Raw genomic sequence first — 18,685 nt, 5'->3', positions numbered from 1 at the left:
TATAACACCATGAATAAGAAAATTCTTTTGGGAATTATCGCTCTCTCTCTTTCAGGTATAATTAATGCCCAGAATTTTGGCGATATTTACCAGAAATCGATTCCTCAGGCAAAGAAAATTGAGTATCCCTATCTCAGGGAGGGTGATGTTGTCTGGTCAAAATACGTTTACCGTACTATCGATTTGCGTGAAAAATCAAATCAGTCCTTATATTATCCTATTAAAGCTACTCCCGACGGAAGACAGAGTTTTATTAGTATAGTTCTAAAGGAGATCAAAGATGGTCGCGTAAATGCATATGAGCCAATGGTTGGAGCTGCTCCTACCACATACTCTGAGATCGAAGTTTTACTTGGTGCAGTAGTCAAGATTGAAACTGTTCAGATAAATGCCCAGGGTGCAACACGGGAAGACTCGGTTAAACAGGATGCAAAACCAGAAGATGTAAAACAGTTGCTTCTTTACGAAGAGTGGTTCTTTGATAAGAAGCATTCCAAAATGGATGTAAGAATAATTGCTGTTCAGCCAATCTTTATGGGACTTGATCCTCAGGCTGGTAGAGTACTTAAAAAGCCGTTATTCTGGGTTAAATTCGACGACCTGCGTGATGTACTTGCAACAAAAGAGGTTTACATGACAAATAATGATGCTCAGAGGATCTCATTTGATGACTTGTTCATGCAGCGGAGATTTACAAGTGTTATAGTCGGCGAATCAAACGTTTACAACGACAGAAGGATTGCAGAATACCAGACCGGGAAATATACCCTGTTTGAAGCTGAACGAATTAAAAATGAAATGTTCAACTTCGAACACGATCTCTGGGAATACTAGGATATTGATAATAAAAAAAGGCTGTTTTCAACAGCCTTTTTTTTTGTGTTTTTGCCCCCCTGCCCCCTAAAGGGGGGTTAATTCGGACATTGCATATATTTCTAATTATGAGAAATATAGCCCCCCTTTAGGGGGGTTGGGGGGCTAAAGGTATTTTTCGTTAGTCGCCTTCTTTACGTCTTCCAGATATTGCTTTATTTTCTGCTCATCTTCCTTTTTAACTATCAGCAGGACATCATCGGAGTCAACAATAATAAAATCTTTTAATCCCTGCAATACAGCAACTTTACCTGGTGCAATATTCAGAATATTTCCCTTGCTCTCATACGTGAACACCTCTCCTCTAACAAGTGAATTGCCCTTCTTATCCACAGCAGAATGTTCATATAACGAACTCCATGTTCCAAGATCGGACCATCCGATGTCTGTGCACATTACGTATACATTATCAGCCTTTTCCATAATACCATAATCAATAGATATATTACGGCATTCAGCATATGTCTTTCCTATAAAGTTTTCTTCCTGTTTAGTTCCGAAAAAACTCCTTCCGTCATTAAACACATGATAGGTATCGGGCATATGTCTTTCAAAAGCTGACATAATTGATTTAATGTTCCATATAAAAATTCCGGAGTTCCAGAAAAAATCTCCGCTCTCAATAAATACTCTGGCAAGATCAATATCAGGTTTCTCTGTGAATGTCTTTACTTTAAGCAGGTTTTCATAGCCCTTGACAGGCTTTTTCTGATCGGCCTGGATATATCCATAACCTGTCTCCGGTCTGTCGGGCTTTATCCCTAATGTTATGAGACCATCATTCTTCTCTGCAAAATCGAAGCAATTCTTAATAACCTCATTAAACTTCTCTTCCTTAACAATAAGATGATCGGCCGGAGTAACAGCAATAACAGCATCAGGATTCTCCTTCAGGATCCTGAAAGTACCATAAGCAAGACATGGAGCAGTATTTCGTCTGAAAGGCTCTCCAAGTACATGAGAAGGTTCTATTCCAAGCTGCTCAACAACAAGTGCTTTGTGATCCTGACTCGTTACAACAAAAATATTCGTTTCCGGACATACAGACTTAAACCGCCTGTATGTCTGCTGAATAAGAGTCTCTCCTGTACCAATAATATCAAGAAACTGCTTCGGCTTATCTTTTCGACTCAAAGGCCAGAAACGGCTTCCGACTCCTCCTGCCATAATTATTACGTACCTGTTATTCATAGGGGAATTAATTTTTCAGAAACAATTATGCAAATATATAATTAATTATGCATTCAGGTTTCAAAAATGCATGTAACGGAAATACGGTAAATATTAGTAATTTTGGGGGTACTAACTTTATGAAATGATCAGATTTTTTTCACAGGTCGGTCTCTATTTCCTGTTGCTCAAGAAAGTTTTTTCAAAACCGGAAAAACCTATCGTATACTACAAACAGACCATGAGAGAGTTTGTATACCTCGGACTTACCTCTGTAGGCATAATAACTATAATCTCTTTCTTTATGGGAGCTGTGATTACACTGCAGACAGCTTACAATACTGAAAACCCCATATATCCTAAATACCTGATTGGACTCGGATGCCGCGATTCGATGATACTTGAGTTCTCATCTACGATTGCAGCTCTCATTCTGGCAGGAAAAGTCGGGTCTAATATCGCATCAGAGCTCGGAACAATGAGAGTCTCTGAGCAGATTGATGCTTTGGAGATCATGGGAGTAAACTCAGCTTCTTATCTTATCTTACCAAAAATAATCGCTACAGTTCTGTTTAATCCGGTTCTTAATCTTATCAGTATAATCGTGGGAATTTTTGGAGGTGGAATAGCAGGTACTCTTGCCGGGGTACTTACGCCTGAAAATTTTATATACGGCATACAATATGCCTTCATACCATATTATATAGTATACTCCCTTATCAAAACAGTGTTTTTTGCATTTATTATAACCAGTGTCTCTTCCTTTCAGGGATATTATGTTGAAGGCGGTTCGCTCGAAGTGGGTCGTGCCAGTACTAAGGCAGTTGTATACAGCAGTGTTCTTATTCTGCTGTTCAATGTTATTCTAACTCAACTCCTGCTGTCATGATAAGAGTACAGAACCTACATAAATCATTCAATGGCAAGATTGTCCTTGAAGATATCTCAGTGACATTTGAAACGGGTAAAACCAATCTTATCATAGGAAGAAGCGGTTCGGGCAAAACCGTGCTACTGAAATCTATTGTCGGCCTGCTTGAAATAAACAGCGGGGAGATCTGGTTCGAAGACGTACTTTTCAATAAGCTCGATTTCAAAGACAAGAAAATAATACGAAGTGAAATGGGAATGCTGTTCCAGGGGAGTGCACTGTTTGACTCTCTTACAGTTGAACAGAATGTGCGTTTCCCTCTTGATATGTTTACCGACAAAACTCTTGAGGAGAAAAATGAAAGGGTAAATACCTGTCTCAATCGTGTTAATATCATTAATTCCAACAAACTGTATCCCGCAGAACTTTCAGGAGGAATGAAGAAGAGGGTGGCAATAGCAAGGGCGATTTCTCTTAATCCAAAATATCTGTTCTGCGATGAACCCAATTCAGGCCTCGATCCAATTACCGCTATTTTAATTGACGAACTAATTAAAGAGCTCACAGAGGAGTATGCAATGACTACTATTGTAAATACTCACGACATGAATTCAGTAATGGAAATCGGAGAAAAAATCGTCTTTATCAGCGACGGTAAAAAATGCTGGGAAGGAAATAAGAACGAAATCCTTATTTCAGATTGTGAACCGCTTAATGATTTTGTTTTTGCCAATTCACTCGCCAAGAAAATAAGATTTCCCGACAAATAATCTCAGGTCTTCTTCTTGTCTACTTCCTCATAATCTACATACTCCCCTATCTTTTTGGAGACTTTTTTGACTGTGAGATTATCCTTATTTCCATGGTTCTGATTTGATGAAGATTGTGAACCCTCCGAACCGTCTTTCATAAATGATCTTACCAAAAGATATACAATTAGCCCAATTAAGGCGAAACGGATCAATATCATTTCTTTTCAGCGTTTTCTTCAATTATTACCATCGGTTTATCATCCTTCTTCTTGATCTTGTTGCCAAAAACAAGATTCATTCCAAACCTCAGATGAATTGTATTCCAGCTAACAGGAAGAGGGATTGTACCACCATCTGTCTTGATTTTATTCCACATAACCGGTATTCTGTCGGATAGTATATAAAACTGAAATATCCCCGGACGGAATGCCAGGCCTAAACCAAGATTATCGAACCTTTTATTTGCCGCAGTATAGCTGACACTAGTTGAAAAAGCATTCCCGAAATTCACATTTGCAGAAAGAGTCAGCGACTCACGTATCTGTTTGCCAATGAACCGGCTATATGACAATACACCCAGTGAGACACTCTTTGTAAGATTATAACTTCCTCCAAGGGTAAGACCCGCGGGGAGATAAGTTGTGAATGGATTTTTAGAGTCTGACAATTTAAAGGAATTTTTAAGTGAGTCCATAATCTCCTGTCCGAGCTCATCGAATGTTTTTGTACCATTTACCGCATCCGTAATATTTAATCCACTGAAGGTGAACTGACTCTCTGCATTCAGATTTGTCAGATCTTTCTTCCATTTAATGTATCCCAGATCGGTTATTGCTGCTGAAACAACAAGTTTTTCAGTAACATCAAATGTAGCACCAATGTCTATACCAAATCCTGTGTTCTGCCTGCCCATAGCAAAGTCGATAATACTGCTGGTTTCGTCAAAACGTTTATCATCAAAAACAAGACTGTCAATATTATGGTCAGCATCCATATAGACCCGCATAGGCGCACTGATATTGACCGTCATGTCGGCATCGAGAATATGTGAATAATCGTCATTTACAGCAATTGCCAATGACCTGTTAACTATCGATGCAGTAGCAATTCCTTTAAGCACTTTTGCTTTCACCCCTATTCTCAGTCTGCTTGTAATATCTCTTGAAAACCCTACTCCCAGCTCGCGGTAATATTTAACATCTCCTCTTAAGGAAGAAAGATCTATTCTATCGCCAACAAAGCTTTCATTCCCAAGTAAAGCCAGCTTAAAGATGTCTCCAGGGATAACCAGATTCCCCTCTATTCTGTCATTTATATCAAGAAAAACATAATTTTTCCCTGCTGAAAAACCAAGTCCAAAAAGCTGAACTGCTGCCTGAGGCTGAATTGAATTCTTGTCGCTAATCTTATCAATGAAATCATTTATATCATTGTCGGGATGAAGAAATGTAATTACTGAATCGCCAGTTTTTCCTGGCATAAATACATCCGAGAAATTGATGAAGTTATTGTTGATATTCAGGTTAATACCTGATAATGCAGGCAATCCTATATAGACTTTATTTGATGGCCTCATCGCAGGATTAAGAAGATGGTTCTGAGGCAGGTTCATATAATACATAACCTGACTGTTCTGAGCCGCAAGATCAGTAATAACCATTGCCAGAAGCAGTGTCAGTATATATTTTATTTTTCGGGTCATATTGCTTTTGTATAATATGTTCACTTCAGGTTTATATCTGGTTTTACTATCAGAGCGGCATTGAAATCGATACTATAGTCAGAGTAAATCTTAACATCCTTTGTTCCGTTATCTGAAGTATTCAGGGTAAAGCTGAATATGATTTTGTCAGCCTTATTTACCGACTTGAAAAAATCCGGCGTCAGCTCAATACTTGTATTGGAATCGGTCACTCCGTTTGCTTTACCTGTATTATCAACGGGAGCTGGTTTAAGCAAATCGGTGCCATCGATAGTTGCTTTTATTGATTTTGTCACAGAATCATAAAGACTCATTTTTACTCCTATCCCCAACGGGAAACCGTTACTGGCGTTTAGAATGACCTTCAGCAAACCAAAATTACCAAAGTCAAAGGGACTGTCGCCACTCTCATCCTTCATAAAATTATCTAGTGTATCAGCAAACTGGAGATTATTGAATCTTAACTCCATTGGAATGACTATTTCAAGTGAAGCAAGAAATCTTGCATCTCCCGGCAGAGGAATGGTACCTGAAGAATTAATCGAAGCACTGCCTGAAAATGTTATCGTTTCAGGCGGCAGTGATATAAGAGCAGGCAGGGCAGAATTACTCTTGTCAATTTTAAGGCTCGATGTAACTTCAGTAACACCAGGACCCGGATATGCTATTGTAAAGGGGGCAAGACCGAGATCAACTGTCTGGGCATTTCTCTTTCCCGATGCATTAAAAGTAACCTGAATCGGATCTCTGAATGAATTGGTATATGATAGTGTTATAGACGGATTTGAGATAAGGAAGGTTCCGGTTAAGTGATCGAGAAGCTCATCAATACCCAGATCAATTGTCTGAGGATCAATTGTTGCATTCATTGGGCCTTTGACACCGTAAACTTCATTTAAGCTAACCGGCCCTTTAAAAGGACTAAAGTCGGCAAAATGTAAATCAATTACATCATCCTCTTTAAAAATGACTTTTACAAAATTGTTCTGGTCAAAAACAACGGTATCATTTGATTTTACCATATCACTCAGTGCGATCTCTCCTTTGATAGCGGCAAGAACCATAGAAGGCGTAAGATGAACCTTCGATGAGAGCTTATTCATGTCGTAGGTTTCCTTCACACACGCTGCCATCAGAAATAGCAGCACGAGAAAAATCAAACCTTGTAATTTCGTCTTCATAATATTTTCAATTATCTGTGTCAATTTTATAGTTATAAAGAAATCTGTCAGTACCTCCGACAATCAGATGCCATCCGCTCTTATCCGACAGTTTCCCTATTGAGAACATCGACGCCCCCCTGAGAGGGAATCCCTTCATTGTTTCCCCGTTTTTATCAATCAGATAGATCAGTTTTTTATTTATATCAAACATCCCGATTCTGCGTTCTGATGAAGAAAAAATAAAATTGATCGGTCCTCCCAGCTGGTCTGATCCAAATTCCCGGGAGAACATCTCTGATTTTCTATTGTCATAAAGATATAATATCCCCTTGTCAATAAAAATATATTCACCAAAACCATTGCCATCTACGTCAAAAATGTCAAATGAATGGTCAACTGAAAATTGTTTTATTGTTATTTTCTTAACAGTTCCGTCGAAATAAATATTTTGAATTGTGCCATCCGGTGAAGTACATACCAGGTATGGTTCATTTCCCGGATTAAGCTTCAATGATGATCCCTTCGATCTGCTTACAGCATCCTGCAGAGTTACCCTCTTATTACCGGTCCGGTCGAGAAAGTAAAGTGATACATCATCTGAAGCGACCAGATAATCTTTCCCTGATACCTTGAAATAACTTATCTCCGAATTTACAAAACCGCTTGTCCGGAATGGCTTCCATCCTTTCACAACACTTCCATACTTGTCGTATGAATAAACCAGCTTATCTTCTCCCGCAATAAAAAGTCTGTAATTCAGATTATTATCATAGTCAAAAAGTGCGAGTGAATTGGTTGCCGGTGATCTAAGCTTAACCGGATAGCGCTCAACATAATTACCATTTCTATCGAGAAGGTGCAAATAGTTTCTGCCTGAAAAGAGTAACTGGTACTTTCCGTTACGAAAATAATCTATCATATAAATACTGCCTGCAATTCTCTCATTAAGCGGTACTTTCCAGAGTACTCGTCCTGCCGCATTTATGAGATAAGCATTGTTTTTCATATCCTGTATGAAGATCTCCTTTGCCCCTGTTATGTGATTTGTAAAAAAGAATGGTTTGATACCCGCAGTGGTATCAAGAAGTGTCTCCCATTCTGTTGTCGATTCTTCCCTTACCTCTTCTTTAAACCTGACAGATAAACTATTGTATATCATCCCGTTACTTGAAGCAAACTGGTATCCCGCTGCCTGAATTTTATTGAGTGATTCCCTGTTTGATTTAAGTGCCTTTATTATATCCTCGTTCAGGAATTCTGCAAGATATTCGGTTATACGCGACGGTACGCAAAAGAAATAGTAACCAGCCCTGCTTGGCAAAGTGGTTTCAAAATCCCTGTAAACAAGGTCGTTGGCAAGTGTTTTATTCAGCAGATTGTCATACAGCATTCTGGAAATTGTGGCAAATGAACTGCCTGTGATCAGAAAATTATCATAGAAAGTAAAATATGAGTCATCGGTTCCACCTGCGAAACCCGGTAGCAGAACCTCAGAAAGACCCTTAAAAGGGGTCATAAAAACGGGGATCTTTATCTGATCATCGGGTTGAAAATAAAGTATCTCAATCTCTGAACCGGATTCATCGGTGAAAAGCTTTTCTGCCTGCTCCCTGTTATTCAGCTCATAGATTATCAGAGTATTGTCGGCTACCGGTCTCTCTTTTATGTCAATAATTACCCTGGTTATCTCCTCACTGATGAATGGTTTGAGCTTTGCTGCAAAGTCAGAAGTTCTTCCTATGAGCGGATCCTCCTTCGCTGAAGCTACGGAGGACGAAGGGATGAGGGGGAGAATTAGGGTTTCGAAAAGAGCTGTGGCCGAAGGCAGAATCTTATAAGTATGAAACTCTTTCGGGGGTATGGATTTATATTTGTACAGTAACTCTGATGAATCAATGGTTTCTGTGTAACCGCTCAGCACCAGCCCATCCTCATTAATATAAATATCTCCTCCCGCAGTACCTGCCAGCTTCACTATTTTGCCGGAAAGAAGTGTTCCTCTTTCGTCCAGGACAGATTTTAACAGTTTTTGCAGATTAGCAAATACAACAAACAGTTTGTCTTCATTCTTCCCCGATGCCAGCATAACTTTTTGAAAACCGGGGATCATCCTCACGTCAGTTTCCTTTTCAATCTGTAAAATGGCATTATCAATTACCTCTGCCGAACTGCTGCAGAGCAACAGTCCCGAATTAATAGCTATGAATAAAGTGTCTGATAATGTGTTTATTGAATACGGTATTCGGAGAACAGAATTTTTACCTTTTCCTGCTAACGACACATCTGTAATACCTGTACTATTGAGGATCTCCCTGACCTGTCTTATCCTGATTTCAGAAGGGACAGTCATTGAAAGAAGTGCTTGAGGGTTTCCTGTTTCTGAAACCGAGAAGGATATTATTGCAGATCCGTCGGGCTGCAGCTTCTTGTACTCTTTCCTGTTAAGCTGATCTGCAACAAATTTTACTTTTCTGTTGAAGTTCTCAAATTGCTTCACCCGTCCTGCTTCTCCAAATAGTCCCTTTCCGGTTGTTACTGAATTAAGAAAACTCTGAAGGTCAATGGTCTCAATTACTAAACAGGCATCAGGTGTTATTGCTTTAAAAGGATCGGTAAACAATGTTTTTTTGCCCTGCTGAAAGAGATAACCCACAACTGCAATTAATAAAATAAGAAGTACCGGCAAAATGATAGCAATCCTTTTTCCCACGTCCTTTGGATAAGTAATACTCTTTTCAAAATTAACAAATTATGTGTTACCCATATCTTTCTTTCACCACAAAGGGCACCAAGGCTTTACACAAAGGGCACAAAGGACTGAATTTCAATGTTTTAACTTTGCGTCCTTAGTGATACCTTTGTGTTCTTTGTGGTTAAAAAAACTCCAACTTTTTGCTATTTTTACAACATATTTAGACCTTATTCATGAAAAAGTCTTTGATCCTTATATGCTTATTACCTTTCATTTTACTGGTAAACTCTTATTCACAAATAGTTACTGTTGTTGACAGTGAGGACCTTAAGCCTGTTGCTGATGTTGCACTTACTAATGAGTCGGGATCAAAATTTATCTATACAAACAGATCGGGGAAAGCAGATATTTCTGCGTTTGGAGAGAAGGATGTAATTTGCTTTCATCACTTTACTTTTGAACGGCTTTGCCTTAGTATTGAAGAGATCAATAAGAGCAATTTTAATATTAAACTGAACAGGAAGCTTTTCGCTATGGAAGAGTTTGTGATCTCCGCAAACCGATGGGAGCAGAATAAAACTGAGGTGCCGAATAAGATTACATCTGTTCTTAAACCACTTGCTGAACTTCAGAATCCCCAGACAGCTGCCGATCTCCTTGCAATATCTGATGAGGTTTTTATTCAGAAAAGCCAGCTTGGAGGAGGAAGTCCGATGATAAGGGGATTTGCTACCAACAGAGTACTTATAGTAGTTGACGGCGTTCGAATGAACAATGCAATTTACCGCGAGGGGAATATACAGAACGTTATCTCACTCGATCCTTCTGCAATTGAGGCCACCGAGATAATTTTCGGTCCGGGTGCAACCATCTATGGCAGTGATGCTATAGGCGGGGTGATGGATTTTCATACAAAAAAAGCACTCTTTACCACAGGAAACAAGCTCTACATAAAAGCTGATGCTTTCACCCGTTTTGCTACGGCTAACAAAGAAAAAACGAACCATTTTGACTTAAATATCGGAAGCAGAAAAATTGCTTTTCTTACAAGTATCTCATATTCTGACTTCAGTAATTTAAAAATGGGTTCAAGAAAACATGAGGAATATACCCGTCCCGAATATGTCGTTAACAACGGTGCTAAAGATTCGGTTATGTTAAATTCAAATCGCGATATTCAGTATTTTTCAGGCTATAGCCAGCTGAACACGATGAATAAGCTGAGGGTTAAGCTATCTGAGAATCTCGATGTCGTGTTTGCAAATCACTATTCCAGACTCTCTGATGTTCCAAGGTATGACAGATTAATCCAATACAGGTCGGGAAAACTACGGTATGGCGAATGGTATTACGGTCCGCAGATCTGGATGATGAATAGTCTTCAGCTGACCCTTAAAAAAGGTAACAGGCTTTTCGACGAACTTAAAGTAACCGCAGCTCAGCAAAATTACCGCGAGAGCCGGCACGACAGGAGTTTTGGAAAGAGTACTATCAATGAGCAATTTGATGAAGTGGGTATTTTAAGTGCCAATTTTGATTTTGACAAGAGCCTTTCGACGGATGATCAGCTGATTTATTATGGCATTGAATATGTGAATAACGATGTTGTATCTAATGCTCATACCCGTAATATTACAAACGGTGCCCTAACTCCTGCGGCATCGAGATACCCGGACGGTAAAAACAGGTACAACAGCATTGCAGCATATGCAGGGTTCAAGAATAACCTTACTGAAAAGATAACTTTCAATACAGGATTGAGATATAACTATGTGACACTTAACTCCTCAATAATTGACAACTCTTTTTTCAATGTACCTTTCACTGAAATATCGATGTCAAATGGTGCGCTTACCGGAGCAGCAGGTCTGGTCTTCAGGCCTGATGAAAAGATGCAGATCAATTTAAATGCCTCAACAGGATTCAGAGCTCCCAACCTTGATGATACAGGTAAAATATTCGATCCGGTTGCAGGGGTTGTTGTGGTTCCAAACAGTGATCTTAAATCTGAGTATGCATATAATATCGATCTGGGTCTTTCAAAAGATTTCGCCGGATTTCTTCACATCGATGTTACCGGATTTTATACAATGCTCAACAATGCAATGGTGAGGCACGATTTTCTTTTTAACGGCGAGGATTCAATAGTATACAAGGGGGTTTTAAGCAAGGTGCAGGCCATTACTAACGCAAACTATGCAAGGGTTTATGGTACTCATATTAATGTTCAGGTTAATGCCTCCGAACATCTTTCGATAAGATCATCTCTGACATTAACAAAGGGATATGAAGAGGGAGGAATTCCTTTACGCCATGCTGCTCCTGCTTTTGGCTCAACACATCTGGTTTATTCCACTGCAAAAATCACTGCCGACCTCTATTCATCATATAACGGAGCCAGGAGAAATAAGGACATGCCACCTTCGGAATCTGAAAAGCCCTACATATATGCAGCTGATGAAAATGGCAATCCCTGGTCACCGGGATGGTTTACCCTTAACTGCAAGGCTACCTGTAATTTTACAAAATGGCTTGTTGTTAATGCAGGAGTTGAAAATATTCTCGATTTAAGGTACAGGCCCTATTCATCGGGTATTGTGGCTCCCGGAAGGAATTTTATCTTGTCGCTTAGAGTGATTGTTTAGGTGCCTCATCCCACTGCCCCCTTCTCCCAGGAGAGAAAAGGGTAAGAATAATACTATCAACTAGTTAGCCCCTATCCCCCGGGAGAGGGGTTGGGATGAGGTAATATTGGCATGGAATTTGATTTATACTATATAACAAAGGCAATCTCAATCATATCCCTGAGCAATCGGGGCAGCCAGGCCAAAACCCTGGCTTTTATTTTTCCCTAAAATGATCTGTAGCCTATAATCTCGCGAACCTCTCTCACTGTCTTTGAAGCGCTCGCCCGTGCTTTCTCCGCACCTGCAGCCACCACCTTTGAAAGATATTTATTGTCAGTTAATATATCATTGATCCTTAGACGAATCGGTTCAGTGAATTTTATAATATCCTCTGCAAGCTGCTTCTTCATGTCGCCGTATCTGATTTCGCATGAAGCATATTTTTCTGTGAAATATTTAACAGTAGATTCCTCTGAAACCACATTCATAATCGTAAAAAGATTCTGAACAGCTTCGGTTGGTTTCTGATTTGGTTCAGTTGGTCCGGTATCGGTTACTGCCCTCATAACTTTCTTCCTGATATCCTCCGGTTTATCAGCCAGAAATATTCCGTTACCTTCGCTTTTGCCCATCTTCCCTGTACCATCAAGTCCGGGTATCTTTACCAGCTGCTGACCGAAATTGTATGCATCAGGCTCAGGGAAATAATTCACTTCATACATCATGTTAAACCTTCTGGCAAACCTGCGGGTCATTTCGAGGTGCTGCTCCTGATCTTTTCCAACCGGTACCTTATGGGCTTTATGAATTATAATGTCAGCAGCCATCAATACCGGATATGTCAGCAGTCCAGCATTTATGTTATCCGGCTGCTTTCTTACGGTATCCTTGAATGAAGCTGTTCTCTCAAGCTCTCCGACGTATGCGTTCATGTTGAGCAACAGGTATAATTCCGAGACTTCAGGGACATCGCTCTGGATAAAAACTGTTGCAACTTCAGGATCGATTCCACAGGCAAGGTATTCTGCAAGTATCTGCTTTATATTTCCATGTAGATCCTCAGGCTTGGGATGGGTTGTAAGTGCATGGTAATCAGCAATAAAAAAATAGCAGTTATTCTCCTTCTGCATTTTGAGAAAGTTCTTAACCGCTCCGAAATAATTTCCGAGATGCAGGTTCCCTGTCGACCTGATGCCACTCACAACTGTGTCCATTTTTCCTTCTATAAAAATTTCACAAATGTAATAAAATGGCGCAAAGGCACAAAGGCAATAAGGCGTAAAGGCGTTATGGCATTATGCTGTTGCACATTACGCCCCCCTGCCCCCCTGAAGGGGGGTTAATTTCGTAAAATAGGTGATTTTCTTTAACTTACTATCCTAAAATTGATAATTTGTGAGAGGAAAGCAAATTTTTCTCATAAGCAGAAATAAGCCCCCCTTCAGGGGGGTTGGGGGGCAAAAATCGTCATTTTTTATTACCTTTGTCTCTCTAAATATTACAGGCCATGGAATCGACAAGACAGAAAAAAGTATCAAGGTTAATTCAGAAAGAACTGGCCGACATATTTCTTAAGAGGGGTAATGAATTTGCACATGGAAAACTGGTCTCAATAACCAGGGTAAGGATTAGTCCCGACCTGTCATTTGCAAAAGTCTACATAAGTATTTTCCCGGCCACAAATCAGGATGAGGTGCTTAAATCCTTACAGGAGCACAGTTCCAAGATCAGGTTCGATCTTGGTCACAAGGTAAGAACACAGTTAAGAATTGTCCCCGATATAGCCTTCCATATTGACGACAGTCTCGATTATATCGACAAAATAGACAAGCTGCTGAAATCCTGATATCTATATGCAGTACGAACCAATAAAAAAATCGCTGGGCAGATTCTTTGCAGGATCGCAGCTGATGAGAAAGACTCTCTACTTTTTACTTGATCTCCTTTTACTCCGCACCTGGCATGTGAAAAAGTCACTGCGGAAAATTTCAGCCGAATTTACCGGAGAAGCTTCAGTGCTTGACGCCGGTTCAGGTTTTGGTCAGTATACCTGGCGGATGAGCCGGATGAATAAGCAATGGAGAATAAAGGCTGTTGACATCAACAGTGAGCAGATTACAGATTGCAACAATTTCTTTGCCAGGGCAGGATTATCGGATAGGATTATATTTGAAACCGGTGATCTCACAAAACTTCACGAGTCGGATAAATATAATATCATCCTTTCGGTAGATGTGATGGAACATATCGAGGAAGATGTACTTGTTTTCAGCAACTTCTGCAGGGCACTCAAAAACAACGGGATCCTTATAATCTCCACTCCTTCCGATCAGGGAGGTTCCGATGTGCATGATGATGATGATAAGTCATTTATTGATGAGCATGTGAGAGACGGTTACGGGATAAAAGAAATAACCGAAAAACTTACAAAGGCCGGTTTCAGCAAAGTTGAAGCGCGATATACTTACGGTAAGCCCGGAGGTATCTCATGGAGACTCTCTATGAAATATCCGGTGAAGATGCTGAATGTCTCGTACCTCTTTTTCATAATTCTCCCGTTTTATTATCTTATTTTCTTTCCGGTATCAATAATTCTTAACATTTTTGATCTGAATATTACACATAAGACAGGGACTGGACTGCTTGTAACTGCCAGAAAATAAATACAGTGAAGCTCTCATTATACATAGCAAAGAGATATCTGTTCGCAAAAAAATCGCGGAACGCCATAAATGTTATCTCAGCTGTTTCAGTAGCCGGTGTTGCTGTCGGAACAATGGCACTGATAATCATTCTTTCGGTCTTTAACGGACTGGAGACAATGGTAAGTAAGATCTTCAACACTTTTGATCCGGATTTAAAAATTACTGTTACTGAAGGAAAAACATTTATACCTGACACTGCAAGACTTAAGCTTCTGGCGAATGTGGAAGGATTGTCGTGCTATTCTCTCAGCCTGGAAGAAAATGCCCTGCTTAAATATGGCGACAGGCAATACATAGCCACAATTAAAGGTGTGGATGACAACTATGCAATGGTGACCAATATCGACAGTGCCATGTGGGAAGGCGATTTTATCCTTAATGATGATAAAGGACGCTCCTTTGCAATCCCGGGAATGGGAGTAGCGGTAAACCTTGGGATGAGAATCAACTTTGTGCAACAATTGAGTATTATTGTTCCCAGGAAAGATGCAAGCACAAATCTTGATCCGGAAAATGCACTGAAACGTCAGTATGTCTTCCCTTCAGGGATTTTTGAGGTTGAGAAAGAGTATGATTCAAAATATGTTTACCTGCCTATTGATTTTGTGAGGAACCTTATTGAAACGTATGAGGGAGTATCATCAATCGAGATCAGGTTTAAAGAAGGCGCCGATCCTAAATCAGTTCAAAAAAGAGTAACAGAAATTTTCGCAAAAGGATTTGTTGTACAAAATCAGTATGAGCAGCAGGAGTTGTTTTATAAGGTTATGCGCTCAGAAAGACTGGCAATTTTCTTCATTCTCACACTAATACTTATAATTGCTTCGTTCAACATAATAGGATCACTTACAATGCTTATTATCGAAAAGGAACGCGATATTGAAATACTGAAGAGCCTGGGAGCTGATAACAGCCTTATTCAGAAGATTTTCATCTTTGAAGGCTGGCTGATATCGATAATCGGAGCCATGGCAGGTGTCTTCCTTGGTTTCGCTATCTGCTGGCTGCAACAGACTTTCGGGCTGGTCAAACTACAGAGCGAATCGCTGATTATGGATGCATATCCTGTAGTTATAAAACTCAAAGATTTTATTATTGTCCCGGTTACGGTGCTGCTGATAGGTTACTGGGCAGCATGGTACCCTGTAAGGTTTCTTACAAAAAAGTTTCTTAAAAACACTTAAATAAAATGACGCGGTTAATAACCATCAGTCTTCTGATCTTCTTACTAATTGCAGGTTCCTGTTCAACCAGGAAGAGCAGGGTTGAGCATAGCAACATGATTCCTGAAAAGGAACTTGTGAAACTGATCACAGAGCTTTACCTTACAGATGGTTTGCTTTCTATTCCGAAAACTTCACAGCTATATTCACTTTCCGATACATTTAAGGCACATCTGGATGTGTTTAAAATGCATGGTTATACAAAGGAGGCAATGGATATGACGCTCAAGTATTATTATGTTAAAAAGCCAAAGGAACTTATTAAAATTTATGATCAGGTACTTGGAATACTGAGTGAGATGCAATCGAGATATGAAGCTGAAGTAGCCCAGATACAATCAAGGATGGCGAATATATGGGAAGGTGAGAATTCATATTTATTGCCTGATGGTTCCGGTATCGATTCTGCCAATTTTATTCTTAAGGCAAACAGTCAGGGTATATATTATCTGTCATATACTGTTACCCTGTCTCCTTCTGACCAGTCTTATAACCCGCGGCCAACCGTGTATATGTGTCATCCCGACAGTATAGAAACAGGAAAGAGACACTATATAAAGACTATTGAATACCTGAAAGATGGCCAGCCGCATACTTATAACCTGCAGATCAATGTACAGGAAAAATCAGAATACTTTGTTAAAGGCTGGTTCTTTAATTCAGGGAGTTGCCCCGACGAATCACCGGGAAACCTCAGAATAGAGAAAATCTACTTAACATTTAAGCCGGGGCTCTTATGAGACGCTTCTCAGCACAATTCATAATAACAAACTCAGGATCAAAAGTTAAAAGAGGAGTAATTACCACCGGTGATGACGGCACAATAATAAGTGTTGACGATACACTTATCGATGTAAAAGAGCAGCATTCAGTTGAATACCATAACGGCATAATTGTTCCGGGATTCGTAAATTGTCACTGCCATCTCGAATTGTCGCACATGAAGGGGACTATAAAACCGGGGGGAAGCCTGGGAGAGTTTCTTGCTCAGATAAACAACACAAGAGCTGCTGAATTTGATACAATAATTTCCTCTGCAGCAACAGAAGATAGTTATATGTATAAGGAAGGTGTTTCGTTATGCGGGGATATTTGCAACACAACCAATACATTCAATACCAAAAAGGAGAGTGCAATAAAATACATTAACCTTATTGAAGTATTCGGAATTAATCCGGAAAAAGCAGAAATAAGAATGAATGAGGGCGTGAAGGTCTCTGAGGCAGCAGAAGAAATGAAGCTCCCCTGGTCGTTTGTGCCGCATTCATGCTACTCGATGTCGCAGACACTCTTCAGCCTTCTCCGTCAAAAAAGCAAAAAAAACAGAGTTACTTCAATCCATTTCATGGAGAGTACCGGAGAGAAAAATTTCATCGAAAAGCATTCAGGAGAGTTAATGGAGACTTACAGAAAATCAGGCTTCATTCCTCCCCGTCTGGAAATGGTTAAGGACCATGTTGATACTGTTCTCAACGAAGTAACTCCTTCCGGAAATCTTATACTTGTACATAATACTTTTGCAGATTCCTCAACAATAAAGGCTGTACAGAAAAGAGACAACCTATACTGGTGCCTTTGCCCCAATTCAAACATATATATAGAAAATACATTCCCGCCTGTTGATCTTCTTGTTGATGAGGGCTGCGAGATCGTAATTGGGACCGACAGCCTTGCTTCAAATACAAAACTCAGTATACTAAGTGAACTGATCTCGCTTCAGATGCATTTCCCGGCACTTTCACTTGAAGATCTTGTAAAATGGGCGACGATTAACGGGGCCAGAGCACTTGGTGAGGATGATAATTTCGGAAAGATCGAACCCGGCAAAAAACCCGGACTCCTTCTCCTCCAAAATGTTGATCTGATAAATATGAAGTTTCTACGCGACAGTTACGTAACCCGCCTGATCTGATCTGTTCTCTGCATTTTTCTTATTTTCTCTGTGTAACTCTGTGCTCCTCAGTGTAACTCTGTGTTAGTTCTTTTTTGTTACACAGAGAGACACAGAGGCCTTCGCCAAGCTCAGTTTGTCACAGAGAGACACAGAGAAAATCCATTGAGCACTTTGCAGTTATTGGATTTTATTATGGTATTTTTGAGTCCTGTAATAGCTTAAAAAATGGCCACATTTCTTTTTGATGAGATAATATTCGGACCTGTAAAAAGCAGAAGACTTGGCGTTTCGCTGGGGATAAACCTCCTGCCAACCAAACGGAAAGTCTGTAATTTCGATTGTATTTACTGCGAATGCGGCTGGACAACTGATATTGAGAAAATTAAGGACAAACTACCGGGCAGGAAAGAAGTATATAAGGCTCTTGAAAAGAAACTCTCAGAAATGAAGGCAGCTAATGAGTCTCCAGATGTAATAACCTATGCAGGAAACGGAGAGCCTACTCTGCACCCTGAGTTTTCTGGAATAATCGACGATAGCATTACTCTGAGGAATAAGTATTTCCCAAAGGCTAAAATTGCAGTGCTATCAAATGCCACAAATATTACAAAACCCGGAATCAGGAGCGCTCTTTTGAAGGTCGACCAGAACATTCTGAAGCTTGATTCGGCTTTTAATTCCACCGTTCAGATCCATAATCAGCCAAAGGGCTCTTTCAATGTTGAAGAGCTGATAAATAACCTGAAGGATTTCGATGGCAATCTTGTTGTTCAGACACTCTTCCTCAGGGGTGAATATAAAGGCACAGTGATCGACAACACAACACCCGCTGAAATAGAGGCCTGGCTGAATGCCATTGAAACGATAAAGCCTTCAGAGGTAATGATATACACTATATCGAGGGATACTCCTGTTGGTGATAAACTAAAAAAAGTTCCGCTTAAGGAACTCAAGGAGATTGCGGCAAAGGTTGAAAAACTTGGTTTTAAAACACAGGTTTCAGGATAATATTG

Annotated in this window: 16 protein-coding genes; 10 read left to right on the top strand and 6 right to left on the bottom strand. The window is 39.9% G+C overall.

What is annotated here, in order from left to right; translation table 11 throughout:
* Positions 1–9: 9 nt before the first annotated feature.
* On the top strand, positions 10–834 hold the full coding sequence (gene gldN, locus IPJ16_06215; protein MBK7626781.1) for a gliding motility protein GldN: 825 nt from the start codon (positions 10–12) through the stop codon (positions 832–834).
* Between the two features lie 144 nt (positions 835–978).
* Here gldN and IPJ16_06210 read toward each other — a convergent pair whose 3' ends face one another.
* On the bottom strand, positions 979–2,064 hold the full coding sequence (locus IPJ16_06210; protein ID MBK7626780.1) for an NTP transferase domain-containing protein: 1,086 nt from the start codon (positions 2,062–2,064) through the stop codon (positions 979–981).
* A gap of 124 nt (positions 2,065–2,188) precedes the next feature.
* On the opposite strand from IPJ16_06210, the gene IPJ16_06205 reads away from it, so the two are divergent.
* Together IPJ16_06205 and IPJ16_06200 are read left to right on the top strand one after the other, a co-directional pair.
* Positions 2,189–2,932, top strand: a complete 744-nt coding sequence (locus IPJ16_06205) for an ABC transporter permease (protein MBK7626779.1) — start codon at positions 2,189–2,191, stop codon at positions 2,930–2,932.
* Complete coding sequence (locus IPJ16_06200) at positions 2,929–3,684, top strand: ATP-binding cassette domain-containing protein (protein MBK7626778.1); 756 nt, start codon at positions 2,929–2,931, stop codon at positions 3,682–3,684. Before IPJ16_06205 ends, IPJ16_06200 begins: the two co-directional genes overlap by 4 nt.
* A gap of 2 nt (positions 3,685–3,686) precedes the next feature.
* Here IPJ16_06200 and IPJ16_06195 read toward each other — a convergent pair whose 3' ends face one another.
* The 4 genes from IPJ16_06195 to IPJ16_06180 are packed head-to-tail and all read right to left on the bottom strand — an operon-like array spanning position 3,687 to position 9,241.
* Positions 3,687–3,839, bottom strand: a complete 153-nt coding sequence (locus tag IPJ16_06195; GenBank protein ID MBK7626777.1) for a hypothetical protein — start codon at positions 3,837–3,839, stop codon at positions 3,687–3,689.
* 41 nt (positions 3,840–3,880) lie between these two features.
* On the bottom strand, positions 3,881–5,368 hold the full coding sequence (locus IPJ16_06190; GenBank protein MBK7626776.1) for a hypothetical protein: 1,488 nt from the start codon (positions 5,366–5,368) through the stop codon (positions 3,881–3,883).
* 20 nt (positions 5,369–5,388) lie between these two features.
* Positions 5,389–6,549, bottom strand: a complete 1,161-nt coding sequence (locus tag IPJ16_06185) for a hypothetical protein (protein ID MBK7626775.1) — start codon at positions 6,547–6,549, stop codon at positions 5,389–5,391.
* A 7-nt stretch (positions 6,550–6,556) separates the two neighbouring features.
* Complete coding sequence (locus IPJ16_06180; protein MBK7626774.1) at positions 6,557–9,241, bottom strand: WD40 repeat domain-containing protein; 2,685 nt, start codon at positions 9,239–9,241, stop codon at positions 6,557–6,559.
* Between the two features lie 215 nt (positions 9,242–9,456).
* Between IPJ16_06180 and IPJ16_06175 the strand changes: the two genes are divergently transcribed.
* The gene (locus tag IPJ16_06175) at positions 9,457–11,868 is read left to right on the top strand and encodes a TonB-dependent receptor (protein MBK7626773.1); all 2,412 of its coding nucleotides are present in this window, start codon (positions 9,457–9,459) and stop codon (positions 11,866–11,868) included.
* A 206-nt stretch (positions 11,869–12,074) separates the two neighbouring features.
* On the opposite strand, the gene trpS is transcribed toward IPJ16_06175, so the two are convergent.
* Positions 12,075–13,064 (bottom strand): tryptophan--tRNA ligase, encoded by a 990-nt coding sequence (gene trpS, locus IPJ16_06170; protein ID MBK7626772.1) that lies wholly within the window; start codon positions 13,062–13,064, stop codon positions 12,075–12,077.
* A gap of 293 nt (positions 13,065–13,357) precedes the next feature.
* Between trpS and rbfA the strand changes: the two genes are divergently transcribed.
* The 6 genes from rbfA to IPJ16_06140 all read left to right on the top strand — a co-directional run bounded on the left by rbfA (position 13,358) and on the right by IPJ16_06140 (position 18,680).
* Positions 13,358–13,696 (top strand): 30S ribosome-binding factor RbfA, encoded by a 339-nt coding sequence (rbfA, locus tag IPJ16_06165; protein ID MBK7626771.1) that lies wholly within the window; start codon positions 13,358–13,360, stop codon positions 13,694–13,696.
* A gap of 7 nt (positions 13,697–13,703) precedes the next feature.
* On the top strand, positions 13,704–14,513 hold the full coding sequence (locus IPJ16_06160; GenBank protein ID MBK7626770.1) for a class I SAM-dependent methyltransferase: 810 nt from the start codon (positions 13,704–13,706) through the stop codon (positions 14,511–14,513).
* 5 nt (positions 14,514–14,518) lie between these two features.
* Entirely contained in the window at positions 14,519–15,739 is a 1,221-nt protein-coding gene (locus IPJ16_06155) for an ABC transporter permease (protein MBK7626769.1), read from the top strand.
* 5 nt (positions 15,740–15,744) lie between these two features.
* Positions 15,745–16,518: a DUF4296 domain-containing protein gene (locus IPJ16_06150; GenBank protein ID MBK7626768.1), complete on the top strand. Its 774-nt coding sequence runs from the start codon at positions 15,745–15,747 to the stop codon at positions 16,516–16,518.
* Positions 16,515–17,690 carry an amidohydrolase family protein gene (locus IPJ16_06145; protein MBK7626767.1) on the top strand — a complete coding sequence of 392 codons (1,176 nt, stop codon included), beginning with the start codon at positions 16,515–16,517 and terminating at the stop codon, positions 17,688–17,690. The genes IPJ16_06150 and IPJ16_06145 overlap by 4 nt, the downstream gene beginning before the upstream one ends.
* A gap of 207 nt (positions 17,691–17,897) precedes the next feature.
* Positions 17,898–18,680, top strand: coding sequence for a radical SAM protein (locus IPJ16_06140; protein ID MBK7626766.1), 783 nt, complete (start codon positions 17,898–17,900; stop codon positions 18,678–18,680).
* Positions 18,681–18,685 lie beyond the last annotated feature (5 nt).

The sequence above is a fragment of the Bacteroidales bacterium genome, assembly GCA_016709865.1.
Lineage (GTDB): Bacteria > Bacteroidota > Bacteroidia > Bacteroidales > VadinHA17 > LD21.
The sequence above is the reverse complement of the archived record's forward strand: the minus strand, read 5'-3'. Positions and strand labels throughout refer to the sequence as shown.